Origin of the sequence: Exiguobacterium sp. s140, assembly GCF_018617035.1 — a bacterium.
Taxonomy (GTDB): domain Bacteria; phylum Bacillota; class Bacilli; order Exiguobacteriales; family Exiguobacteriaceae; genus Exiguobacterium; species Exiguobacterium profundum.
This window is the reverse complement of record NZ_JACSJK010000004.1, coordinates 100,867-125,916: the sequence shown is the minus strand read 5'-3', so window position 1 is coordinate 125,916 and position 25,050 is coordinate 100,867. Positions and strand designations below refer to the sequence as shown.

General features: G+C 47.9%; 22 protein-coding genes. 12 read left to right on the top strand and 10 right to left on the bottom strand.

Annotated features, from left to right (window positions below; genetic code table 11):
• Positions 1–61: 61 nt before the first annotated feature.
• On the bottom strand, positions 62–1,813 hold the full coding sequence (locus KNO61_RS13650) for a mechanosensitive ion channel (RefSeq protein ID WP_214757626.1): 1,752 nt from the start codon (positions 1,811–1,813) through the stop codon (positions 62–64).
• A gap of 224 nt (positions 1,814–2,037) precedes the next feature.
• Here KNO61_RS13650 and mgsA point away from each other — a divergent pair, with 224 nt between their 5' ends.
• The 4 genes from mgsA (at position 2,038) to KNO61_RS13630 (ending at position 4,601) form a co-directional block, all read left to right on the top strand.
• On the top strand, positions 2,038–2,451 hold the full coding sequence (gene mgsA / locus KNO61_RS13645) for a methylglyoxal synthase (protein WP_078146039.1): 414 nt from the start codon (positions 2,038–2,040) through the stop codon (positions 2,449–2,451).
• A gap of 44 nt (positions 2,452–2,495) precedes the next feature.
• Positions 2,496–3,356 (top strand): hypothetical protein, encoded by an 861-nt coding sequence (locus tag KNO61_RS13640; protein ID WP_078146038.1) that lies wholly within the window; start codon positions 2,496–2,498, stop codon positions 3,354–3,356.
• Between the two features lie 111 nt (positions 3,357–3,467).
• The gene (locus KNO61_RS13635; RefSeq protein ID WP_078146037.1) at positions 3,468–3,983 is read left to right on the top strand and encodes a YflT domain-containing protein; all 516 of its coding nucleotides are present in this window, start codon (positions 3,468–3,470) and stop codon (positions 3,981–3,983) included.
• A gap of 12 nt (positions 3,984–3,995) precedes the next feature.
• Complete coding sequence (locus KNO61_RS13630) at positions 3,996–4,601, top strand: YflT domain-containing protein (protein WP_214685007.1); 606 nt, start codon at positions 3,996–3,998, stop codon at positions 4,599–4,601.
• Positions 4,602–4,642: 41 nt separating this feature from the next.
• On the opposite strand, the gene KNO61_RS13625 is transcribed toward KNO61_RS13630, so the two are convergent.
• The 3 genes from KNO61_RS13625 to KNO61_RS13615 are packed head-to-tail and all read right to left on the bottom strand — an operon-like array spanning position 4,643 to position 7,928.
• Entirely contained in the window at positions 4,643–5,605 is a 963-nt protein-coding gene (locus KNO61_RS13625; RefSeq protein WP_078146035.1) for a 2-hydroxyacid dehydrogenase, read from the bottom strand.
• A 48-nt stretch (positions 5,606–5,653) separates the two neighbouring features.
• Positions 5,654–6,796 carry a YcjF family protein gene (locus KNO61_RS13620; protein WP_214688956.1) on the bottom strand — a complete coding sequence of 381 codons (1,143 nt, stop codon included), beginning with the start codon at positions 6,794–6,796 and terminating at the stop codon, positions 5,654–5,656.
• Positions 6,797–6,809: 13 nt separating this feature from the next.
• The gene (locus KNO61_RS13615; RefSeq protein WP_214757628.1) at positions 6,810–7,928 is read right to left on the bottom strand and encodes a GTPase; all 1,119 of its coding nucleotides are present in this window, start codon (positions 7,926–7,928) and stop codon (positions 6,810–6,812) included.
• Positions 7,929–8,008: 80 nt separating this feature from the next.
• Between KNO61_RS13615 and KNO61_RS13610 the strand changes: the two genes are divergently transcribed.
• Both KNO61_RS13610 and KNO61_RS13605 read left to right on the top strand, forming a co-directional pair.
• Entirely contained in the window at positions 8,009–8,398 is a 390-nt protein-coding gene (locus tag KNO61_RS13610; RefSeq protein ID WP_078146032.1) for a VOC family protein, read from the top strand.
• A 93-nt stretch (positions 8,399–8,491) separates the two neighbouring features.
• The gene (locus KNO61_RS13605) at positions 8,492–9,292 is read left to right on the top strand and encodes a formate/nitrite transporter family protein (protein WP_078146031.1); all 801 of its coding nucleotides are present in this window, start codon (positions 8,492–8,494) and stop codon (positions 9,290–9,292) included.
• A gap of 50 nt (positions 9,293–9,342) precedes the next feature.
• Here the strand turns inward: KNO61_RS13605 and KNO61_RS13600 are convergent, their stop codons facing one another.
• Positions 9,343–10,815 (bottom strand): alanine/glycine:cation symporter family protein, encoded by a 1,473-nt coding sequence (locus KNO61_RS13600; protein ID WP_214812655.1) that lies wholly within the window; start codon positions 10,813–10,815, stop codon positions 9,343–9,345.
• Between the two features lie 499 nt (positions 10,816–11,314).
• Between KNO61_RS13600 and KNO61_RS13595 the strand changes: the two genes are divergently transcribed.
• Positions 11,315–12,214: a hypothetical protein gene (locus tag KNO61_RS13595; RefSeq protein WP_078146029.1), complete on the top strand. Its 900-nt coding sequence runs from the start codon at positions 11,315–11,317 to the stop codon at positions 12,212–12,214.
• Between the two features lie 38 nt (positions 12,215–12,252).
• On the opposite strand, the gene KNO61_RS13590 is transcribed toward KNO61_RS13595, so the two are convergent.
• From KNO61_RS13590 to KNO61_RS13570, 5 genes are all read right to left on the bottom strand, one after another.
• On the bottom strand, positions 12,253–12,420 hold the full coding sequence (locus KNO61_RS13590; RefSeq protein WP_015880321.1) for a hypothetical protein: 168 nt from the start codon (positions 12,418–12,420) through the stop codon (positions 12,253–12,255).
• Between the two features lies 1 nt (position 12,421).
• Positions 12,422–12,625 (bottom strand): YwbE family protein, encoded by a 204-nt coding sequence (locus KNO61_RS13585; protein ID WP_015880320.1) that lies wholly within the window; start codon positions 12,623–12,625, stop codon positions 12,422–12,424.
• 57 nt (positions 12,626–12,682) lie between these two features.
• Complete coding sequence (locus KNO61_RS13580; protein ID WP_078146028.1) at positions 12,683–13,021, bottom strand: hypothetical protein; 339 nt, start codon at positions 13,019–13,021, stop codon at positions 12,683–12,685.
• A gap of 54 nt (positions 13,022–13,075) precedes the next feature.
• Positions 13,076–14,731, bottom strand: coding sequence for a glycoside hydrolase family 13 protein (locus tag KNO61_RS13575; RefSeq protein WP_214873702.1), 1,656 nt, complete (start codon positions 14,729–14,731; stop codon positions 13,076–13,078).
• Positions 14,732–14,863: 132 nt separating this feature from the next.
• Positions 14,864–15,625 (bottom strand): alpha/beta hydrolase, encoded by a 762-nt coding sequence (locus KNO61_RS13570; protein ID WP_214873614.1) that lies wholly within the window; start codon positions 15,623–15,625, stop codon positions 14,864–14,866.
• A 373-nt stretch (positions 15,626–15,998) separates the two neighbouring features.
• On the opposite strand from KNO61_RS13570, the gene KNO61_RS13565 reads away from it, so the two are divergent.
• The 5 genes from KNO61_RS13565 (at position 15,999) to KNO61_RS13545 (ending at position 24,989) form a co-directional block, all read left to right on the top strand.
• Complete coding sequence (locus KNO61_RS13565) at positions 15,999–19,505, top strand: chitobiase/beta-hexosaminidase C-terminal domain-containing protein (RefSeq protein ID WP_214873611.1); 3,507 nt, start codon at positions 15,999–16,001, stop codon at positions 19,503–19,505.
• Positions 19,506–19,604: 99 nt separating this feature from the next.
• The gene (locus KNO61_RS13560) at positions 19,605–20,807 is read left to right on the top strand and encodes an NAD(P)/FAD-dependent oxidoreductase (RefSeq protein WP_078146025.1); all 1,203 of its coding nucleotides are present in this window, start codon (positions 19,605–19,607) and stop codon (positions 20,805–20,807) included.
• A 48-nt stretch (positions 20,808–20,855) separates the two neighbouring features.
• Positions 20,856–21,509 (top strand): hypothetical protein, encoded by a 654-nt coding sequence (locus KNO61_RS13555; protein ID WP_214873609.1) that lies wholly within the window; start codon positions 20,856–20,858, stop codon positions 21,507–21,509.
• A gap of 123 nt (positions 21,510–21,632) precedes the next feature.
• Positions 21,633–23,642 carry a catalase gene (locus KNO61_RS13550; protein ID WP_214684993.1) on the top strand — a complete coding sequence of 670 codons (2,010 nt, stop codon included), beginning with the start codon at positions 21,633–21,635 and terminating at the stop codon, positions 23,640–23,642.
• A gap of 162 nt (positions 23,643–23,804) precedes the next feature.
• Complete coding sequence (locus KNO61_RS13545; RefSeq protein ID WP_041918118.1) at positions 23,805–24,989, top strand: MFS transporter; 1,185 nt, start codon at positions 23,805–23,807, stop codon at positions 24,987–24,989.
• Positions 24,990–25,050 lie beyond the last annotated feature (61 nt).

Sequence of the window (25,050 nt, the reverse complement as noted above, 5' to 3'; positions counted from 1 at the left end):
TTATGCTTGAGTTGAACACAAAAAAACGGATCTCCTTGTAGGAGACCCGTTCAAGCATCGATTATGGGCGTAACGGACCATCGTTATCATCAAGTGATCGATTGTCCTGATCCGGAGTGATGTTTTCATGGAACGGATTCGGTTCCGGTCCATCAACATGGTCAACTTTTGGATTTTGAACATCTCGCTTCAACTCGTGTTTCGATTGTTCCGCTTCATGTTTCGACTGCTCCACGCCTTGCTTCGCTTGTTGTTTTGCAGCTTCCGCTTCGCGGCTCATCTGTTCTTTCTCCTGCTCAAGACCTTCTTTTGAAACTTCCGTTTCATCAATGCGTTGCTCCGCCTTTTTCAAATAACGTGCCGCCGTCTCGCGACCACCAAGACCGAAAGCAAGACCGAAGGCGAGGGCAACGGCCCCAAGAATGAGAAGGAATGCTGTATTGACAATCACCGGTGCGATGCCGAGTTGGCTAACGGCCATGAAGAAGACGAGTCCGAGAATCGCATACTTCGCTACGTAGCGAAGCGCACTCGGTTGTCCTGCTCCATCGACAAGTACACTTCCGACCAACCGCTCTGCCATGTTCGCCAACCAGAATCCGACTGCCAAGATGATGAGTGCTGCGATGACCATCGGCAAGTAAGCAAAGATGGCTGTTGCAAGAGATGCCATGAACTCAAGATTCGCGACTTGAAGTGCTTCAGATACGAAGAGCAAGATCACGATTACTTGGACAATGACACCGACCACTTGAGCGATTGACATCGAAGACGCACGTTCCCCGAAGCCCATTTTTTGAGCCAACGAGTTGACGCCAAGATTCTCAAGAAGGGATACGACGACCCCTTTCAACCATCTTGCCACGAACACCCCGACGAGGACGAGGACGATTGCAACGAGAATGTCTGGAATCATGACAAGGACATCATTGAGCATCGCAATCGCGGGTTCCGAGATTCCTCGAATATCGAGCGCTTCAAGCGCCGAAATCGTCACCGGAATCATGATGAAGATGAAGACGATTGTACCGATCGCTTTCGCAAGACTCGATCCTTTCACATAATCAGAAAGATGGAATCGCTCTGCTAAGCGATCTAACCCTGCTGCTTCAAGGAACTTCGTCAAAATGTCACGTACAATCTTCGCGACGACATAACCGATTGCGAAGATGAGCGCCGCTGCGACAAGTTTCGGAATGAATCCGAGGAAGCTGTTCAATAAGTCTTCGAATGGTCCGCTGACCCCACGAAGTCCAAGGGCATCAAGTACAGCCGGTAGCGCCAATAAGAGCACGAGATAGAAGACGATGTTCGCGACCGTGTCGACCCACTTCGTTTGATTGACACTTGTCGATTCTTGCCCCGTTTTTTCCATCAACTTGCTCAAATTCAAACGATGTCCCGCCATTTGAATCCCCTTTTTCAAAAGGGTAGCGATGACCCAGGCAACGAGTAAAATCAGGCCGGCTTTGATGACACCGATAATCAGTCCAGAGAATCCTTCATAAATTTGACTGAATGGTTCCGTAATGGCTGGAACGTTCATGAATTCAAAGATGATCAGGAATGCGAGGAGTAATACCCCAAAGAACACGACTTTCCCGATAATGCGTTCAGGGGTCCACTTTTCTCCTTTCTCCCCATCTTTTTGAATACCCACTCGCTCATCGAGTCGTGCTTTCTTCAATGCTTTACGTGTCACGTTTTCCAATACTTTTGCCAAGATGTAACCGACTACAAGAATAACAATTGCCAGCAAAAGCTCTGGTAGCCATGACATGAACGTATTGAAGTTATACGTTGTGTTGTTCATCGAATCTTCCTCCTTTTTCACATGAAATGATTGTTTTTATTTAACAGTGCTATTTCATACATACCTATATTTCAAAATCATCAAACCTGAATTGTAAGTCAATTCGTTTACATGACTATTACGATTCATTGGAAATGGGTACGTTAGTTTAAGAGAGAAATCGTGCCAAATGCAGTCAAATATGATACGAATAACAAGAGACGTCATGTTAGGAGGAATTTAGGATGAATATCGCTTTAGTGGCTCACGACAAGAAGAAAGATGATTTAATCGTCCTCATTAAAACTTACACCCATATACTAAAGAAACATCAGTTGTTTGCGACCGGTACAACGGGTAAGCGAATCGCTGAAGCGACCGGCTTGCCTGTCCATTGCTTCCGATCCGGACCGCTTGGAGGGGACCAAGAAATCGGTGCTGCCGTCGCACGCGGGGAGATGGATATGATCATCTTTTTCAGAGACCCATTAACTGCTCAACCTCATGAACCGGATGTGAGCGCATTGATGCGTCTTTGTGACGTCTACTCCATCCCGCTTTCGACAAATATGGGTGGAAGCGAAATTTTGATTCGAAGTATCGAGCAAGGTGATTTCGAGTCACTTAAACTTTCTCATAACGACGAACCTCCGGCTTGACCATGACAAACCGAGAAAGGAGAGGAATCTCCCTGGAACCGAATATGATTCACGACCCGAACGTCCAACAGTTCTTTAACGACGTGCGCCAGCGCCTCATCGAACTACTTGGAAATGAGGCAGAAGCGGATCGCCATCTACTCGCACTTGCTGGATATATCCGACATGCAGAGAAAAGTGGTCAGTCGCTCGAAAGTCTTTTAAACCAAGATCCTCAGGAATACGCTCGTTTCCTCATTGAACAACCCGAAACAAATGAAGAATATCGTCGACGCTATCACGTGTTGATTGATGCCTCGGATGAATTAAAACCTCATGAAAAAGCGCAAGCAAACCGGGAATTCGATTGGGCCGTCAATCAATTGGACGAAGCCAAGCTTTCGTTAAAAGAAATCGAAGTGCGCGACCTTGCCTTCCTCGCCTACACAAAGATTGAAGCACTCAAATCGTCTCGTACGATTTGGAACCGCTTCGGCTGGCTACTAGGTATGATTTTGGCATTTGCCTACGCCAACTTACTGCTCGTGATTGACGATGTCTTTAGCGGTCGACTATTCACCGCCCCCATGTCGACGTATCCAATTGATTATCTGGCCTTCCTGTTACCCGTCCTCGTGACCGGTGCTATCTTCGGCATATTGACCCGTTTTCGACATTACATCCAGACGCTCGGTCGGCGTATTGCATTCGCCTTGCTCATCGTTGTCGTCTACATCATGTCTATCTTTCTGATTCAACCGCTCTTAATGACAATTGGTTGGTCATTCATCATTCAGTTGACCCCACTCTACGCGCTCATTTTAATGGCGATCAGTGGCTTTATGGCCATCTGGACATTAATCGAGTTCGTCTGGAAGAGTACACGTTGTTCTCTCGGAGACGATACGCTCATGCTTTATTACTAACCACGCCACTCCTCTTAGGAGATGGCGTTTTTTGTTTCGATTATGGCGAGAACGGAAATTACTCCTATTGTGACGCTTGTTTTAGATTGGAAATTCTAAAGGGGGTATTCGATGTCAGAACGAAAAATGATTGGCCTGTTCCAGACAGAACAGGAAGTCATGCACAAAGTGGAAGAGCTGAAAGCTGCAGGGGAAGCTGAAAAAAATATGCATGTTGTCGCCAAGCGGGACGGGGAAATTTCTGCGTTACGTGATCACACGGATGTAAATGCCGAGTCCGGTATCCGTGACGTCAATTGGCTTGACCGTGTCAAAGCATTCCTACACGGAAGTGACCGCATTCGTGATGAGTTACGGAATATGGGGCTAAACGATGCCGAAGCGGAACAGTATTATGATGCAATCGATGAAGGACAGATTCTACTCTACATCGATCGACACTCGTACGACCGCTATCCGAACATGTATAAAAAAGACAGTGAGCTCGATCATGATAAAGGGGAAAAAGCGGATGGAATCGCCTTTGACGCGAAACCATTTAACGATCACGACGAGAATCCACGTGGTACAAAGGATGATCCGATTGTACGCGGTCATTCTGGATTAGAAGATCATCGCCGATTATAAGGAGGAACGACTATGAATGAGAAACGATTTATCAGTATGCACGATACGCTGGATGCAGCACTTGGGAAAATCGAGGAGTTGCGAGCGAAAGGGTATGAAGACTCACACATTTATGTCGTCACAAAACATGAAGACAACGTTTCGATTTTGAGACGTGATACAGATGTTCATACGGAAGCGACCCATCAAGCGAGCTGGTTCGATAAGGTTCGGGCGTTCCTCAGCGGTCATGAAGACGTGCACGCTGGTCTACGCAACATGGGACTGAGCGAAGAGGAAGTAAAACGTCACTATGACGATGTAGAAGCCGGGAAAATCCTCGTTTATGTGGATGAAGACTTTGAACGTCGTCATCAAGACGGGGTGACAGTCGATTCGAAACCATATCAAGACGCATCATCGACTCATCTCGGTAGTCATACTGACGATGGATTGGAAATCGACTCAAAACCTTATCGTGAGGCTCAGACCATCGACCCAAGCCATCCCGTAGACCCGGAGCAAGATAAACTGGATAAAGAAACGAAGAATCCAGATCGCGAGGAAAAACTACGTGGTCTCGATGATCGTGCTTATCGAAATGACGTAGAAGATCCGGATAATATCCGACGTTTCTAACATAGTAACAAAGAGCCTGACGCACCCGCGTCAGGCTCTTCTTACGTCAAACGATTCTTCGGTTCTTTCCCTTCGAGCACATTTGTGATGGCATCTCGATTCAATGCCATCATCGCCAGACGTGTCCGAATCGTTGCACTCCCGATATGCGGTAATGTCGTCACGTTCGGAAGCGTCAATAATGGATGACCGAGGTCGATTGGTTCTTTTGTGAATACGTCTAATCCCGCTCCCCAAATCTTCCTCGCTTTAAGTGCTTCATATAGCGCCTTTTCATCGATGATTTCTCCACGAGCCACATTGATGAAAATGGATGTTTCCTTCATCTTGGCAAACTCTTTAGCCCCGAGCATTCCCCGTGTCTCGTCCGTGAGCGGTGCGAGAACGACGACGAAATCGGATTGTGTCAATAGTTCATCGAGTTCCGCATAGGTGAAGCCATACATCGACTCCGACTCATGTCGCCGTGTCCGGTTATGGTATAGAACTTCCATGTCAAATCCTCTTGCCCGACGTGCGACCGCTTCACCGATTCGCCCCATTCCGATGATACCCAATTTCGCTTGATAAAGGTCCATCCCGACGTAGCCCATCGGCAGCCAGGACTTCCACTCCCCGGCGCGCAAGTCACGTTCCGCCTCTCCGAGACGTCGTGCCGTCATCATCATGAGACCAAACGTCAAATCTGCTGTCGTTTCCGTCAAGACATCGGGTGTGTTGGTGACGATGACGCTATTCTCTTTCGCTGCGTTCAAATCGATATTGTTATATCCGACCGCCAAATTGGAGACGACCTCTAACTGTGTGGCACGCTCAAACACTTCACGGTCAATCGTGTCGCTGAGCATGGTCCAGAGCGCATGCGCAGATGACGCTTCTTCTAACAGCACCTCTCGCGGCACACTTTCCCCTTCATGCTCCCACATGCGCACATCGTATTGATCGCGAAGCGGTTCGACTGCCTCTTCCGGCAAGCGACGCGTAATATAGATTCGTTTCTTCATCTTTCTCCCCCTCTCTACACTTACTTGTAGTCTAACAAATGGAAAGCGTTAAGAGGGTTGATCCGACTTCGGCTTTTGCTTCAAATACTGTTCAAACAGTGACCCGAACTCTTGATTTAACAACTGTTCAATCGTTTTCGATGAATCCATAGCGTTTCGATAGGCGATTTCGTTAATGGCGAGTCCGATGGCCCACGTGATCCCTGATGCGACGGTCGCATTGATGACACCGGCCGCGGCGTTCGCTCCCGGGAAAAACTTCATGACGTTCAAGAGAATCGTTTTCGATAACGTGCGACCGATTTGTGGAATAATGGTACTTCCAATAAGCGTCTTCAACAAATCATCACTCGCTTTGACACCCCAATAACGAAATAGATGGACGCTCATCGTCACCTGAATCGGCGTCAATGCCACGGCATCAGCAAATGGGAGCGGAACCGCAGCAGCCGTTCCCGCGCTTGCGACATAGCCTGAGATGATTCGATTCGCTTTCTTACGCTTTAACTTGAGCATCGCTTCACTCTCTGCATGAATCTCCATCAAGAGCCCTTCCTGTAAGGAAGCATCTAGCTGTTCCACCGACCACACAATCAGTCGTTCCCAATCCACGTATTGCCGCAATGTTTCATTGTTCAATATTTCCGAAGAAATGCTGACTTGGAAGATTGCATCTTCCGGAAGGATTCCATTCAGTTCATTCCGCAATGCCGTCAGTTCATCTAAATCGACCTGATCGATTTGTGTGAATAAGACGGCGACAGCGGTCGATTCACGTAGACGGCGAATCAAGGCCTTGTCGAGTGGCGTGACACGCTTTGTCGCAGCGTTGATGGTATACCAGACGAGATGGATTCGTTTGGATGCTTCTTGCCGCTTTGCGTTCTCCACAAACCCGATGACTTCCTCTTCGTAATGTTGTTGCCGCGCACTCCCGATCTCATATCCTTCGCTGTCGAACAAGGTGACTGCGATATCATCACTCGTATATTGATGAATTCCTCTTGTGACCGGTTCCCCGGCTGCTACTTTCGTCAAATCACGTCCAAACACGTAGTTCACAACAGAACTCTTTCCTGCTCCCGTTGCTCCCGCGATGAGGATGTTTGGTTTTTTGACATTGCCCCGTAGCCGCTCGAGTTCTGCCTTTAAATCATAATCTTTAAAATCAAATCGTTTCGTCGATTCCATTTACGTTTCCCCCTTATGAGTTGAGCGTGCGACCAAGCTGACCCATCTCGCGCTCAAAGCCGCGTCGAATCTCTTCTTCAATCGTTTGTCTTACAGATGCATATTGTTGCTCGATGGCCTTTTTAATCCCTCGCTCTGCCGCCCGACGCTTGAATGCCCAGTAGATGAAGTGCACTCCAGGAATCATTCCGAGAACCATCTTTCGAACTGTTTTTCCGAACGAGTAGTCAAATCCGAGCTCAACTCGTCTTGTTCTAAACAAAAGGTCTGCTTGCTCTCCGACGAGTGGGTACCGCTGCATGAGTTGGATATAATGACGCACCCCTTCTGCCATCGCCTCTTCCGTCGTCAAAGCGGCCGCTTCAAGCGTCTTTTCTAAATCTTTCTCTATTTTTCTAGCTCTCCAACTAATCATCGCTTGCGGGGTCAGCATCCGAATCGTCTCTGCAGAAGCGATACTCCGAATTCGCCAATCCTCTAACTCTTCAAGAAGATGATTCGTCAAGTTAATGGGAAGTTTTCGCTCGATGTCTTTCCATAGGTTCGTCCGATTCCGATTCCATACCTCTTCGTATCCTCTTACCGGGACGTGTTTTCCTGTCAGTAACTTCTTTTCGACACTGTTGACACGGATGATGTCCTCTTCTTCAATCGGCAGTTCGCGTAACAATACCCGTTCCATCGCCTCTGCCTTTTGCACACTCATCGGGTCGTCTTCGTTGAAGTTAGTCAGAATGAGGGTGACGTTGCTCCCCCGCTCATATAAAGGTTTTAAAATCGCCTCGAGCTCATACGCCTCGACACGTCCTGACTGCACCGACAATAAGTAGTAAATCGTATGAAACCACTCTGCGATATCGAGCGCCCCTTCACGCTGATGGACGATGGATAGGATCGCTTGGTGCCACTCTTCAGAGCGGTCCGCCTCGAGCCCCCACGTATCGAAAAAACGAAACAAGATGCCCCGTTCTAAATCGTAATACTCGTATTTGTGAAGCCCTTCTTGAGTGACCGGACTTCCGGCACGCGATTCGGCGACGTCATGTCCGTATATATAGTTGATGAACGCACTTTTTCCGACACCGGTCTTTCCAGCAATCAAAATATTTGAGACGAGCCCTGTCCGATCCATACGCTTCCTCCCTCATTCGTTGTATAGTTCAATTATACCGAACGGACCATTTTCAAACGTCCATCGAAAGGATGATTCTCATGCTTCACCATGTCGAACTTTACGTTTCGAACCTACATAACAGTACACAAGCCTGGGAATGGCTCCTCTGTGAACAACTTGGGTACACGCTCTATCAATCATGGCCCGAAGGACGGAGCTATCGATACCGTGAAACATATCTCGTGTTCGTTCAAACGGAAAAGACTCACCTTGCGCCACCGTATCACCGAAAAAAGACTGGTCTCAACCACTTGGCATTTCATGCGTCTTCCCTCGCACAATTAGAAGAAGTTCGGCAACAGCTCGCATCACACGGGTTTCGTGAATTGTACGCAGACCGCTTCCCCCACGCAGGAGGCCCAAACTATACAGCACTATTTTTTGAAGACCCGGACCGCATCAAAGTTGAACTCGTGGCAACGATGTGAACGGTTTCTTGAGAACTTCTTAAAAGTTTGTGAAAACAATTGCAAACTTTACGTTGACCTCCTAGACTGAAAGGGTCTAAAGGAGGTCTTTTCATGGAAAAGCAAGTCGTCGATTATATGGAAGAAGCCGCATTTAAGAAATCATCATTGCTTCAACATTCATTTCCTCAATACATGTTACGATCGATAATCGCTGGCTTTTTAATCGGAATTGGAGTCGTCTTCTCATTCACCGTCGGAAACATGTTCATCGATGTCCCCGGAACGATGCTGATTGCGGGCGCTAGTTTCTCAGTGGCACTCGTCTTCATCGTCTGGATGGGGGGAGAATTGTTTACGAGCAACACCATGTATCTCTACACTGGTGCAAAACGAGGACGTGTCGCTTGGTTCGACCTCGTAAAGATATGGGGACTCAGTTGGGTCGGTAACTTGATTGGTGCCGTCTTGCTATCGCTTCTCGTCATCGGGGCTCATAGTATGGGTGACGTGACGGGTGACCATTTGCTCGCTGTCGTCGCCGCGAAGAAAATCGGTGGAGACGCCCTTGCTATTTTCTTGAAAGGAATCTTGTGTAACGTGCTCGTCTGTTTGGCCATCTTCATGCCACTCAAAACGAACAATGATGTCGCGAAGATTATGCTGACGATGCTTCCGGTCGTCGTATTTTTCGCCGCTGGATTCGAGCACTCAATTGCGAACATGGGCGTTTTCGCTCTCGCGCTCCACTATGTACCGTCGGATCTCGTCACCTTTAGCGGTGCCCTTTACAATCTATTCTTCGCCACACTCGGCAATATTGTCGGTGGTGCGTTGTTCGTTGCCGGAAGTTACTTGTATTTGAACAAATCGGAGACGGAACAAACCGTCAAGCCGATACGTCATCATGCATAAAAAGACAGGGACCCCGATTAGCAGGGTCCCTGTTTGTTGCATTTCACGAATTATGATTTTGAAGCGTCGGCTGCTGCTGCTTGAACAGTACCTTGTGCCACTTCGTCTTCTTCCACATCCCAGCACTCTGTATTCTCGATACCGAGTTTACGAGCCGAGAAGCGTGGGTTGAGACCTTGAGCTCGTTGCTCTTCGTAATCTTTAAGAACTTTGAAGGCAACGCCACCGAGCAATGTGATTGCCGCGATGTTGATCAATGTCATCCCTGCCATGAAGAGGTCAGCGAGGCTCCATACGAATCCGAGGCTTGCGACCGCTCCGATGAAAACGAATGCCATTGTCGCAAGACGGAATCCAAAGACTACACCTTTGCTCTTCTTGATGAATTCGATGTTCGTTTCACCGTAGTAGTAGCTTCCTGCGATCGAGCTGAAGGCGAACAAGAAGACGCTGACAGCGATGAATGCTGGAGCAAGTGTTCCGATTTGCTCAGTCAATGCGTTTTGAAGAAGGACAATCCCTTCACCATTTCCAGCAGCGTAGCTGTCTGAGAGAAGGATGATCGCTGCAGTTGCTGTACATACGATCAACGTATCCAAGAATACACCGAGTGATTGAAGGAAACCTTGTTTCGCAGGGTGCGATACTTCAGCAGCAGCTGCTGCGTTTGGTGCAGAACCCATACCTGCTTCGTTCGAGAAGAGTCCACGGCGTACACCCATTGAGATTGCAGCACCGATTGAACCACCGACTGCTTCATTCAAACCAAATGCGCTTTGGAAAATCATAGCGAAGACGCCTGGAAGTTCAGCGAAGTTCACAACGACAACGTAGAGTGCGATAGCAAGGTAGAGAACAGCCATGACAGGTACGACGATTGCCGAGAAGTTCGCGACACGTTGTACACCACCAAAGATGACAAGGCCAGTAAGAACAACTAAGATTGCTCCGCCGATCGCTGCATCGATTCCAAATGCGTTATCGAATGCTGCAGCGATCGTGTTCGATTGAACAGAGTTGAAGATGAGTCCGAATGTGACAGCAATGAGAACCGCGAATACGATTCCAAGTGCACGGTTGTTTAAACCTTTTTCGATGTAGTAAGCCGGACCACCGCGGTACGCGACATCGTCTTTCACTTTGTATACTTGAGCGAGCGTGCTTTCAATCATGGCTGTCGCACCACCGAGAAGGGCGACGATCCACATCCAGAAGACCGCTCCTGGTCCACCAAGTGTGACCGCTACCGTGACCCCGGCAAGGTTACCTGTACCGATTCGAGTCGCGGCACCGATAAAGAATGATTTCATTGAAGAAATACTCTTCCCGTCTTTTGTAAGTGTAACGTCCGATTTATCTGTCACCGTACGTAACATTTCTTTTAAGTAACGGAACTGCATAAATCGTGTTCTGATCGTGAAGTAGATCCCGGCTCCGACGAGAACGGCGATCAATACGTACGACCATAAGATGTTGTTCAAAAAGTCGACGCTTCCTTGTAACATACCTTGAATCGCTTCCATGAATAAGTTCCTCCCTGTTGTGTGAATCTGAAGTTGAGAATTTTTTATGATGTCTTAGTTCTGAATTATACAAAGATTCTGACAATTATCAATAATTTTTTTATAGGTGATTTCACTCTTTTTTCACATCATCTGAGCCAGAGTCCTTATTTATAAGTATTTAAAGCGCTTACATAAAAATGTTTAGAAATATTAAATCATGATTTATAGTGCGTATAGAAAAATATAATTTCATTATTTTTACTTCATTTTCTTATTTGCCGTGTCTTTTCATTACACGGTCTCGTATGAATACCATTCATTTTTTATACTTTTTTTCACTAATCAATCATTGTTTTTCACTTGTACAGGGTATTACATAATTATAGTCTCCACCTTCTGTTCACCATGAAAAGTCATCTAGAAGAAAGAAGGAAGAATCATAAAAAGACATCGGAAGTGGTTATCTTGGTTCGTTATATTGGCCTTCGTGTTGTCATTGTTGCCTATGAAGGGAAATGTGGCGGAAGCGACCGGAGGGACACAGTGGTGTGTATCCACGAATTCTGATTCTACTATCTATGCAGGGCAAAACATCCCGATTGGAGTCGTCGATTTTGAGTTTGTCGCGGAAGGCTTAAAAATTGTCATCGATTTAAATGACGGAGTGACGTTAGCCGACGTACCTGAAAATATTAAAATTGATTTTCGATTAACCAGTGAATCGCTTGAGCGCGGTAGTCCTGGCGCATATGAGTTTAAAACAAAATCCCTCGTCGATCCAACACATCTCTTAATTCCTTACGCTTCGTTAGCAAGTTATCTTGGTGTGAACGAAAGCGTTCTAAAATCAGACGGTTTCCAATTTAACGTCTTCCTCCACCTAGATACAATCGTTAATGGAGAAACGGAAACTGCTTATCCTGGTGATCCGGGTACAGGAAATCCTTGGGTACGATATGTGACACTGACCGTTGAAGATTGTACACCACCACCAGAGGTTGATTATGGGGTATATACAATCGGCTTTTGGAAAAACATCTTCAACTATGAGAAAGTATCGTTCGAATATGGCTCAATCGTTTATATTCAAGGAATTGCTTATGATGTCAGTACACTCGAAGGACAAAAGGCCTTGTCCGCACTAATGACAAGCTCGCCGAAATCAATGACTGAAGAAAAACGTTTGATTATGCAATTAACAGCCGCAAAAATCAATGTACTATTAAATGACCCATCGTTCTTGAACCTTGAGCTCGTTTATAAGGACAGTGGTGTATCAACTGGCTTTACCGTGGGTGAACTATTGTCTGGTGCAGAAGTGGCTCTTGCAAACAAAAATATAGATCAAATGAAATACTATCAAAAACTTCTTGATCAGTTTAACAATGGTTATTTCGTAAACACGTTACACGATTAAAAGATAAAAAGCAGTCGCTTTTGAGGAGCGACTGCTTTTTATATACCAGTACGTTTCTTCTGGTTATTTGGTTTTTTCGTCAATTGGCTCGTCAACGGTTTCTGTTTTGTACCATGTAAACCCGTGGGAACCTTCGTTTGATTTTGCTTCTTCTCTGCCAGCTTTTGTTTCATCGCCTCTTGAAAAGATAGTTTTTTCTCGCTCATCTTACTCACCTCCAGCTTCGATCACTTTCACACGACCGACCTGTCCATCGCTCAAACGCACTTTGATTCCGTGCGGATGACGTGGCGAGTTCGTCAATATATCTTGAACGACGCCTTTCGTCAGCTTTCCGCTTCGTTGATCTTGTTTTAAAACGATTTGGACGTGGAGTCCTGGGCGAATGTCAGCACGTTTCGTTCCATCCATACCCGACACCCCTTTCCATTTAGTCAATCTCTATCATATGCTCTTTTCCCTCATTTGTCACAGCCTATTCCAGATGCCGATCTGTCGCATCGTTTCTGTCATGTAACTTTGATCGGTCTGAAGCGTCTTCTTAGGAAACGGATCATACAATCGAACGCTGACCCCTCGATGCGAAAAGGTCACATCCATGACATACTGTCCTTCCACATCACGGAGTGCGGCCGTCCCTTTCAACGAATGAAACGCCTTAGCGAACGCCTCTCCAAAATCGAGATACGCTTTCACGTAAATCGTAACGCGTCGCTCATCAATCATCAATTCCAACCGTTCGCGATCGGCACCACCAATGACCATGCGTACGACCTCGTTGTCATTGGAAAATTCAATCGTATGCATCCTCGTCCCACCCTTCATTCAAAAGAGGTACCCTCCTCAGAAGGTACCTTTCTATCATAAACGATATAACCGTGCTGCGAATGGTCGAAGCATAAACGTTTCCGTATCAATCGTCTCGGGGTCAATCTCATTCGTCATGACAAGCGTGGCGCCTGCAATTTCCGGAATGGTCACTTCTGCCGGATTGGCGGTCAAGTTGACGACCACGAAGAAGCGGTTGTTTTCAAACGTACGCTCGTAGACGAAGGCTTGCTTATGTTCAGGCAAGACGTCACGATAACGACCATACGTAAACGTTTCCTCAGCTCGACGAAGACGGATCATCTCCTTATAGAACGACAGAATGGAGTGCTGGTCGTGTCGCTGTGCCTCGACGTTGAGCGTCTCATACTCTTCATGAATCGGCATCCACGGGGTCGTCGTCGAGAAACCAGCATGAGGTGAGGCATCCCACTGGATTGGTGTCCGGACGTTATCACGAGACGTGCCCCATACTTGTTGCATCGAGTCGATTTCACTCATCCCGTTCGCGATCCGTTCGAAGTACTCGTTTTTCGTCGCGACATCATCATAGTCATGAATGGATGGGAGCGGCACATTCTTCATCCCGATTTCTTGTCCTTGATAAATGAATGGTGTCCCGTGCATGAAGAAGTACATCATCCCAAGCGCCGTGGCACTTTCACGCCAATAATGATGCTCATCCCCGACGAGAGATACCGCTCGCACCATGTCATGGTTTTCAATGTATAATGCGTTCCATCCAGTTTCGCGTAACCCCTGCTGCCATTTATCGAAGATTCGTTTAAGCTCGACGACATCGAGCGGGGCAAGACGCGACCGTCGCATGATATCGACATGATCAAAGTGAAAGGCCATATTCATCGCACCATTCTCTGGCCCCATCCATTGGTCAGCTTCTTCCGGCTCGATTCCGTTCGTCTCCCCAACAGTCATAATGTCGTATTTGGAAAACGTTTCTCGCTTCATCTCTTGTAGATATTCATGAATTCCGTCAATGTTCGAGTACATCGAAAACGCCGTAACGATCGATTTTCCGTCCGGAGAAGATAACATCGTCTCCGTCGGCATCTTTTTAATATGACTGATCGCATCGACACGGAATCCGTCGACTCCTTTATCGAGCCACCAGTTGATCATGTCATAGACAGCCGTCCGAACGTCACGATTCTCCCAGTTCAAATCGGGTTGTTTCTTTGAGAAGACGTGCAAGTAATATTGATCGGTCGGTTCGTCATATTCCCAAGCGGACCCACCAAAGATACTCGCCCAGTTGCTCGGTGGCATCCCATCTTTCCCATCTCGCCAAATATACCAATCTCGTTTCGGATTGTCTTTCGAGCTCTTCGATTCAAGGAACCATGGATGTTCGTCCGACGTATGGTTGACGACGAGGTCGAGCAACAGCTTCATCCCTCGTGCGTGCACTGCCTCTAGCAAGGCATCAAAATCCTCCATCGTCCCAAACTCATCCATAATGTCTTGATAGTCACTAATATCATATCCGTTATCATCGTTTGGCGATTTGTACATCGGACAAATCCAAATGACATCAATTCCAAGGTCTTCTAAGTAATCGAGCTTTTCAATGATTCCGCGAAGATCACCGATTCCATCCCCGTTCGAATCGTTGAAACTTCGTGGATAAATTTGATAGGCGATGGCCTCTTTCCACCATACACGACTGATCTCTGTTTGTTTCGTTTGGCTGAACAACGTCTCCATACGGCACCGTGCCTCCTACAATAAGGTATGATTCACATCTACCATAGCACTAGTGCAAGCGTTTGCAAAGAATCAGTCCACAAAAAAATGCAGTTTTTACACTGCATTTTGATGGCGCGCCCCAACTTGTTCACAGAAGGTCGTGATCAGCTTCGACAAATGCTTCCAATCATTGTCCATCGTCGCGACGTGATACGAGTTAGGAAGCACCGCGTATTCTTTTGTTCCTTGTAACTGCTCAAACAACCAGATGGAGTCGGAAGGCGGCACCACGTTGTCGACAGCAGAATGGATGACATACGCCGGCACATCAACTGCTCCGACGTGCGGTCGCACCTCGTCAATCAGCGAAAGCAATTCACGAATCGCTTTTGTAGGCACACGGTCATAGACAATCTCATATACGTCTTTTGCCAAGATGTCAGGCGCATCTTCGTCGATAAATCGACACTCGGTATCCGACGCATGACACGCATATCCTGGGACCGATAACGCGGCATTGATTGTCACAATCGCATCCGCCTTCCCTTCAAGGGCAGCCTTGAGTGCCAACGTTCCGCCCATTGACTGACCGACGACGATGACCGTCTGACACGACTCGCGCAACCGCTCGATTCCTTTCGTCACACTTTTATACCAACATCGATGCGTCGAACATCGAAAGTCTTCTGGATGTGTCCCATGCCCTTTCAAGCGCGGGGCATAGACCGTGAACCCTTGCTTCATCAACTCAATTCCGACGTCCTGTACACTTTGAGGTGTCCCGTTAAAGCCGTGACAAAGCAAAATACCGATTTCGTTTCCTTCATAATAAAATGCGCCTGCTCCAGGAATGACTGGGTAATTGACTGCTTTCATTAGTGCCTCCTTTAATTCCAACTTAACCGATACAATTAATTCGTATTAGAAGAGTGTAAAAGTTCTTAAGCTACTCGTCAAGTTCTTCCGATTACATTTATCTTGTAATCAAAATGTAATCATAACTTTGTGTTTAGTGGATTGAGTTCTGACGTCTGCTTGGTTATGTTTAACATGTAGTAAAAAAACTTGGGAAATGAACGTGTTATTTTTGACAATACACGAATAATTTTTCAAGGGATTCGTCACAAGAAAAGTAATGTAAGCGCTATCATGTCGTTTTTTTGAAAAAGGAGGATATAAATTCACTTATTTATAACGACGCAAGTTGGGGAAATCGGATTAGACCATTACATCTAAGGGAGACTTACACATGGGGAAACCAACACAATCATTTAAGGCAGTCACTGGCCTCGCCTTATCAGCAGGACTCATCGTCAGCAGTATGACGCCGATTGCGGCAAACGTAAACGCCGAGACGTTGAACGCATCAGATCTCTTCATTTCCGAGTACGTAGAAGGATCGAGCAACAATAAAGCAATCGAGTTATTCAATGGAACGAACGCGACAATCGACCTTTCCGCTTACAAAATTGAACTGTATTCAAACGGAGGTACGACTGCCGGAAATACATTGAATTTGACTGGCACCCTCGCACCAGGAGCTACATATGTCATTGTGAACGGCAGTGCGTCGGACACATTGAAAGCAAAATCGGATACGGTGAGTGCCGTGACGAACTTCAACGGGGATGACACGATCGTCTTGAAAAAAGGAGACACGGTTCTTGATGTCTTCGGTCAACTCGGCTTCGACCCAGGAACAAAATGGGGAACGACCGTTGCGACTGCTGACCAATCGCTCATTCGTAAAGACACGGTCACAAAGGGAGACAGTGATGGCAGTGATGCCTTCGACCCGGCTATCGAATGGTCATCGACACCACAAGACACGTTCGACAATCTCGGGTTACATACGTTCCAAGGCGTTGAATACGGAGATGGCGATACAACAGAACCTCCTGCACCGATCACACCGATTTCAATTGCTGATGCACGAACAAAGGCAGAAAATGAGACGGTCACCGTAAAAGGAGTCGTCACGGCTAAATTAGCGAACACCATCTCCATTCAAGACGCGACAGGTGGTCTGTCTATCCGTCCGACATCTCTTGCCGTCAACGTCGGGGACGAGATCGTTGTCACAGGGGTCGTCGGTTCGTACCGTGAGCTTCTTCAATTGAACAGCGCTGTCGTTGTTTCAAAACAAGCAGCAACACTTCCTACTGCCCAAGTCTTGACAGGGGAACAAATCAACGAGGACGTCGAATCCGAACTCGTTACCGTCAAAAATGTCACACTCACAGGTAGCGGTCAGAACTTGACGGCGACGGACGGAACGAAGGAGTTCGTCGTTCGCGACGAGCGAGGCATCCTTGATTTACAGACGGATGTGAACTATTCATCAATCACAGGAATCGTTCAACAGTTTGACGATACGTACCAAATCATCCCTCGTGACCCGGCGGACACGGTTATCGATACGTCCGTTCTTCGGCCGGCTGTCGCGAAACCAGGTGCCGGTACATTCGTTGGTCCACAAGACGTGACGCTCTCGACAACGACAGCAGACGCAGAGATTTTCTATACACTCGACGGCTCTGATCCAAAAGAGAATGGGCTTCGTTACGAAAACCCAATCCGCATTGAAAACTCGACGACGTTGAAAACGGTCGTGAAAACAGGCGACTCGTTCAGCGCCGTCTCAACATTCTCTTATAAGATCACAGACAAGATTCGCATTCACGACATCCAAGGTGCGAACCACACGGCTCCGATGAACGGACAGACGGTTGAAGGGGTAGAAGGAATTGTCACGTCTACGTTCGTCTCGAGCGGGACGACGTATTACTTCATTCAAACTCCTGACGCCGAGGCCGATGACGATGCACGGACATCTGAAGGGATTGTCCTTTACGGTGGACGTTCGATTGCTGGCATTCAAGTCGGTGACCTCGTCAAAGTGAACGGAAAAGTGAGCGAGTATGCGATTGAAGGATACAGCGACCGTCAACAGACAGATATGAAGATGACACAAATCGATACCCGTAACGGAAAAGTTGAAGTCGTCGCGAGTGGTGTCACCCTTCCGACTCCAATTACGATTGATGCCTCAAACCTTCCGACCGAGTTTATCGACAGCGACAACCTCGCTGTCTTCAATCCGGAGAAGGATGCCATCGACTTCTGGGAGAGCCTTGAAGGAATGCGTGTTCAAACGAACAAGTTGAAGTCAGTCGGACCACAAGAATACGGTGATTTGGTGACTGTTCTCGAGGATACGCCAACGGAGACGTACAATGGCGGCGTCTTATTGAAAAAGAACGATGCAAACCCGGAACGCATTCAGTTCCGTCTCGAACCGAACGCGGAAGCGCGTGAATTCGATGTCGCGACGGGCGACCGCTTAACTGGACCGATTGTCGGTGTTGTCGGCTATTCGTTCGGTAACTATAAGATTCAAGCCTCACTTGAAGACATGAAAGCTGCCTTCGTCAAAGGAGATGCGCAGCGTGAGAAGACATTCATCGAGGCAGAAGAAGATCAATTAACGATTGCATCGTATAACTTAGAGAACTTCTCGAACAACATCAAAGAAACATCAGATGAAAAGGCACTCAAACTGGCGAAAGCGTTCGTCAACGAATTGAACAGCCCTGACATCATCGGTGTGACGGAAGTACAAGACAACGATGGACAGGATAAAGGGGCAGGTTCTGCCGCTGACCAGAGCTATCAGCGCTTAATCGATAACATTGTCGCTGTCGGTGGGAAGACGTATAAATACGTCAACATCGACCCAGAGAACAACCAAGACGGAGGCGCCCCAGATGCCAACATCCGTGTCGGCTTCTTGTACGATCCTGAGCGCGTGTCATTGACGGAGGGAATGCCTGCCGGTGACGCGACGACGGCCGTCGGATACGCCGATGGGAAATTGACGCACAACCCGGGACGTATCGATCCGACGAACGAAGCGTTCGATCGTTCGCGTAAACCGTTAGCTGCTCAATTCGACTTCCAAGGCGAGAACGTCATCGTGATCGCGAACCATTGGAACTCGAAAGGTGGCGACACTGGTTTCTTCGGTTCACAACAACCGGTCGTACTCGGAAGTGAAGTGCAACGTAAGAAAATCGCACAAGTCGTCCACAACTTCGTGGCGGACGTGAAGACGAAGAATCCAGAAGCGAACGTCGTCGCACTCGGAGACTTCAATGATTTCGAATTCTCGGATGCGCTCCAAATCTTCAAAGGCGACTTGATGACGAACATGGTCGAGAAAGTTCCTGCTGTCGACCGCTACTCGTATGTGTATCAAGGGAACTCACAAGTACTCGATCATATCCTCGTCTCGAACCGCTTGGCCGCTTCTACGAAAATTGACATGATTCACGTCAACTCGGACTTCACTGAGATGTCAGGGCGTGCGAGTGACCATGATCCAGTACTTGCACAAATCGACTTCACACCGGAACCAGAAGTGGAATTGACGCGTTACACTGTAGAAAACCATAAAGCTGCTCGCCTCGTTCTTCAAGAGGATTACATCGGCGTGACAATCGGAAAAGGCACGAACTTCAAAAACGGCATCTTCGTTCGTGGCGTATACACGGAATTGACAGGAGACCCGTTGAAAAATGTCGTCGTTCAAGTGAAACCGAAAGAAGCCGGTGCCATCATCGACTTCAAAGGCGCGACGGTAAAAGAAGTAATCGTTGACGGGAAAAACCTTGCTGAGATTCGCGGGGCAAAAAACGTCCAACGCATCACATATACGAAAGGCGCTTCTCCTTCATCCATCATCATCAAGAAATAACATGTGAACCGCAGACACATCGTCTGCGGTTTTTTGGTTTCACCTCTATTGAAGCGGGGATAAAGAGGAAGATACTGAATATCATGGAGGATGAGACCGATGGAATTGTATAACGGAGATTTATATTGGCCAACGACCGAATCAGAGGACGTCGTGTTAGAAAGACCTGACAAAAAAGAGCATTACGACGTACTCGTCATCGGAGCCGGTATGTCCGGAACATTGACGGCTTATACGTTACAACGAGATGGCGTCGATTTTGCGGTGCTCGATGGGCGAAAAGTCGGTACCGGAAGCACATCAGCAAATACCGGTTTAATTCAATATTCAAATGACATCATGTTACATGAACTTGCAGAAAAAATTGGAGAAGCGGCAGCGGTACGCTTCTATCAATTATGTCTCGACGCGGTCGAATCGCTCGACCAGGTGGCGAAAGATGTCGATGCATCCGATATATATATTCGACGGGACAGCCTTTGTTTTGCGAGTGAAGAGGACGATGTTGCCAAATTGCAACGTGAGTATGAGATGCTAGCCAAACACGGTTTTGATGTGGAGTGGTTGGATCGTGAGGCACTACGTGAACGCTTCCCATTTGAAAAACCGGCGGCCCTCATCACAAAAGGCGATGCCGAGGTCAATCCGCTCACGCTCAGTCGTCAAATCATCCGCCATTTATCGAAACAACACGTCCCGATTTTTGAAGAGACGTCGGTGGATGAGGTCGTGTCTGATGGTGATGGATGGATTGTGTTCACCTCGAACGGGACATTTAAAGCGAATAAAGTCATCTTTGCGACAGGTTATGGGCCAGCTCCCCTACTCGACTCCCATCGGATCGATTTGAATCGGTCATACGCCATCGCAACGAATCCAATCGCCGAATTCAGCGAATGGGAAGGACGCGCGCTCATTTGGGAGACGAAACGACCATATCTCTATTTGCGCACGACTCCGGACGGGCGAATTATCGCGGGTGGGCTTGACGAAGACCAGGCCGAAACGCCGCACGATGAGGCGCTCATGAACGATCGGGCGGAACGAGTGAAAGAAAAAATCGCCGAGCTCTTCCCGATGTATGACCTAGAAGTCGATTATGCTTGGGTCGCCTTGTTTGGAGAGTCGGTGGACCAACTCCCGTTCATCGGGGAGCACCCGAATCGACCGAACTTGTTTTACTTGCTCGGATATGGGGGAAATGGGACCGTGTATAGCATGCTTGGCTCTCGTATTTTGAGTGCTCTCGTTCGTGGTCAGTCGCATCCCGATGCGGACCTCGTTCGTTTAGATCGAACGTAATCCCCGACATTTTGGGGATTGTTACATCATTGAAGGAGTGTTTTTGGATTGAAGAAAAAAAGAAAATCAAACAAGGTGTACCGACTACGTCGTCTTGCCGTATTCCTTGTCCCTCTCGGTTGCGCCTTCTGGTTTTGGCCACAGGAATCCGTCCCCACGACGCAGTTAAAGGCTGAACAAGCATCCATTTCCGAGGAAATATATACGATTGAAGAACGTACACAAACCGAACAAGACGGTGTCATTCGATATGAATACGACATCGTCGTACACGGGAACCCGAGTACGGATGAGCTTCAATCCGTCAGCCATGACGTCATCGATGACGTAAAACAGTCAGATCAGTTCCAGGCCGCCTTGTTACGATTTTATGATGATGCTGCCTATATCGGGACGGAACCGCCACTCGGTGAAGCCGTATTCGCTCCGGAAGGCGATTATGGACTCGCAGACTGGGTGGAACCCGGTCAAACAGACGACATGATGTTCGGTTGGCAACTTCGAGAAAAAGAATGGACGACCAAATTGACCGATACAGAGATTCAAATTTGGAGGTCATGGCAAGATCAATATACGAAACAGAATCCTGACGACCCCGATGCGAAAGCGAAAGTGACGCGCATCATTGCCACTGAATACGAACTCGACCCTAAAGTGGTACAACAAATCGTATTGAAACAGCATGTATGGGCCGCATTATAAATGTTTGTGTGAAATCTCTCTTTTTTGAAAAAGAGGGATTTTTTTATTGGCGTTAGGGAACACCGATACAGTAGGTCAAATGGTGACTTACGACGGTCAGTCATACTTAAGGGAGGCAATCACATGGGGAACAAGAAAGAAGAGCAGTTAAAACAACATACGATTGATAACGAACAACAAGCTGGCTTGACGACAAATCAAGGTCTGAAGATGGCGGAAGACGAATTCTCGCTGAAAGCAGGACGTCGTGGTCCGACATTGATCGAGGATTTCCATTTCCGCGAGAAGATGACCCATTTCGACCATGAGCGGATTCCGGAGCGGATCGTCCATGCGCGCGGCGTAGGAGCACATGGAGAGTTCCAGGTGTATGAACCGCTCGCCGAGTTCACAAAAGCGAACTTTTTGAATGACCCTTCGAAGACGACACCCGTATTCGTCCGTTTCTCGACTGTCCAAGGCTCACGCGGGTCCGCGGATACGGTCCGTGACGTCCGTGGTTTTGCAACGAAGTTCTATACAGACGAAGGGAACTACGATTTAGTCGGAAACAACATCCCAGTCTTCTTTATCCAAGATGCCATCAAGTTCCCGGACCTCGTCCACGCTGTGAAGCCTGAACCACATACGGAAGTGCCGCAAGGGGGAAGCGCGCACGATACTTTTTGGGATTTCGTCGGACAAAACCATGAGACCGCTCATATGGTCATGTGGGCGATGAGTGATCGGGGAATTCCGCGTAGTCTACGCATGATGGAAGGGTTCGGGGTGCATACATTCCGTCTTGTAAATGCGGAAGGAAAAGCGCATTTCGTCAAATTCCATTGGAAACCGAAGCTCGGGGTTCATTCACAAGTATGGGACGAAGCCCAAAAAGCAGTCGGGAAAAATGCTGACTTCCACCGTGTCGACCTTTATGAAGCCATCAATAAAGGCGACTATCCTGAATGGGAGCTCGGCCTGCAGCTGATCCCGGAAGAAGACGAGTTCAACTATGACTTCGACATCTTAGACCCAACCAAACTGTGGCCGGAAGAAGAGATTCCAGTGAAACTCGTCGGAAAGATGACACTTAATCGAAACGTCGACAACTTCTTCGCGGAAACCGAACAAGTCGCCTTCCACCCGGGTCATCTCGTCCCAGGAATCGACTTCTCGAACGATCCGCTCTTGCAAGGTCGTCTGTTCTCGTATACGGACACCCAATTGTCGCGTCTCGGTGGACCAAACTTCCACCAGATCCCAATCAACAAGCCCGTTTGTCCGTTCCACAACAACCAGCGGGACGGGATGCATCAAATGGCCGTTCACAAAGGTCAGACGAGCTACCATAAAAATGCGCTCAACAATAATCAGCCGGAACCTGTACCGGCCGATCAAGGTGGATTTGAGCACTATCAAGAGAAAATCGATGGTCATAAGATTCGGGGACGTAGTGACAGCTTCCTTGATTTCTATTCACAGGCGAAGCTCTTCTACAACAGCATGACCGATGTCGAAAAACAACACATCCAAGATGCCTGCAGTTTTGAGCTCGGAAAATGTGAGTCGGACATGGTGAAAGAGAACGCCGTCGATTTATTGAACCGCATCGATCGTCATCTCGCTGAAGTCGTCGCCGACAACTTAGGAGTACATGTGCCCGAAGAGAATAATGAGGTCCAGTCAGATAAGACGTCCCCTGCTCTCTCGATGGCGAACACAATCAAAAAGCCCGATACGAAGAGCGTCGCCCTTCTCCTTGCCGGTGACGTGGATGCGAATCAGGTGAAACAGTGGGTGCAGACGCTCGCCGATCACAACGTCAACTACAGCCTTGTCGGCAAGAAGGCGTATATGCTTGGTGACCTGAAGGTGAAGGAGACGTACGATACGGTCGACTCGAGCCTTTTCGATGCCGCCTTCTTAGTGAGTGCCGCGATGACTGTCGAGGATGATGTGCTCGAATTTATCGAGAACACGTACAAGCACTATAAGCCGCTCGCCCTACACGTACACCATAAAGAGGCACTCGCCACATGTCGCGTGAAGCAAGACCAGCCTGGTGTCTTCACGTTTGACGAGCATAACCTCGATGGATTCAATGCGTTCATCGATGGGATTGCGACTGCCCGATTCTGGGACCGTGCCTAACGATGTCACTTGACTCGACTCGATTCCCGAGTCGAGTTTTTTCATGTCTGTCATTCACTGCATGCAGTGCATCATCTCGGACAATCCTAATTTGATTTGGTATACTCTTTTAGTTATGTTTATTAACTATTCGAATTTGAAGAAAAGGAGGCGTCACGTATGATGCAACAACCTATTCAAAAACTTTGGACGAGAGACTTTTTAATCATCTCGCTCATCAACTTCTTCCTGACGCTCATCTTTTTCTTATTGATGGTCACCATCGGGGTGCATGCCGTCGAGTCGTACGGGGCGACCACGAGTCAAGCAGGACTCGTCACTGGCATCTTCATCATCGGGACGCTGACCGGGCGCTTGTTCATCGGTCGACTGATTGATTCGATCGGTCGGAAGAAGACGCTTTATATCGGGCTCGTCTTTTTCACCGCCACGATTTTATTGTACTTCGTCCATTGGGGTGTCGGTTTCTTGTTACTGACACGGTTCGTACACGGGCTCGGGATGGGATTATCGAGTACGGCAACTGGAACCATCGTCGCGCAAGTCATTCCCGCGACTCGAAAAGGTGAAGGGATCGGTTACTACAGCATGAGTTCTACTCTGGCGACAGCCATCGGGCCATTCGTCGGATTACTCCTCAGCCAACACACGAGCTTCACCGTCATCTTCGGCCTTTGTTTTGTGATCGGGGTCATCAGTTTGGCGAGTACGTTCTTTGTGAATGTACCGGAAGTCGACGCCCCGGAAGTCGTGCGCGGATTCTCTTTAAAATCGTTCGTCGAACCAAAAGCGCTCCCGATTGCCTTGATTATCGGGATGGCCGCACTAAGCTACTCGAGTGTCTTGTCCTATATCAACTTCTACGCGAGTGAACTCGACTTGATCGAGGCAGCGAGTATCTTCTTCCTCGTCTATTCGGTCGCCGTTCTGTTATCACGACCAATCACAGGAAAATTGATGGACGCGCGCGGAGCGAACGTCGTCATGTATCCGGCAATCGCCATCTTCGCGATCGGTCTACTCGTGCTCAGTCAAGCGAATAGCGGTTGGATGCTTCTACTTGCCGGTGCGTTAATCGGATTAGGCTTCGGGAATATCCAATCCGGCACCCAAGCAATCGCCGTCAAGGCTTCTCCACCTCACCGAATGGGGATGGCGACATCGACCTTCTTCATCGCACTTGATGCCGGTCTAGGGTTCGGCCCCTATTTCATCGGGTTGTTGATTCCGTTGACAGGCTTCTCGACCCTTTATTTGATTCTTTCAGGCGTCGTTCTCTTTACCATTTTCTTGTATTACGTCATGAACGGACGAAACGAACAAAAACAACTGAACGAAGCGGCTTGACGGGATGTACGTACATCCCGTCTTTTTTTGAAAGTTCACACATTTGGTCGAATGATGCGGT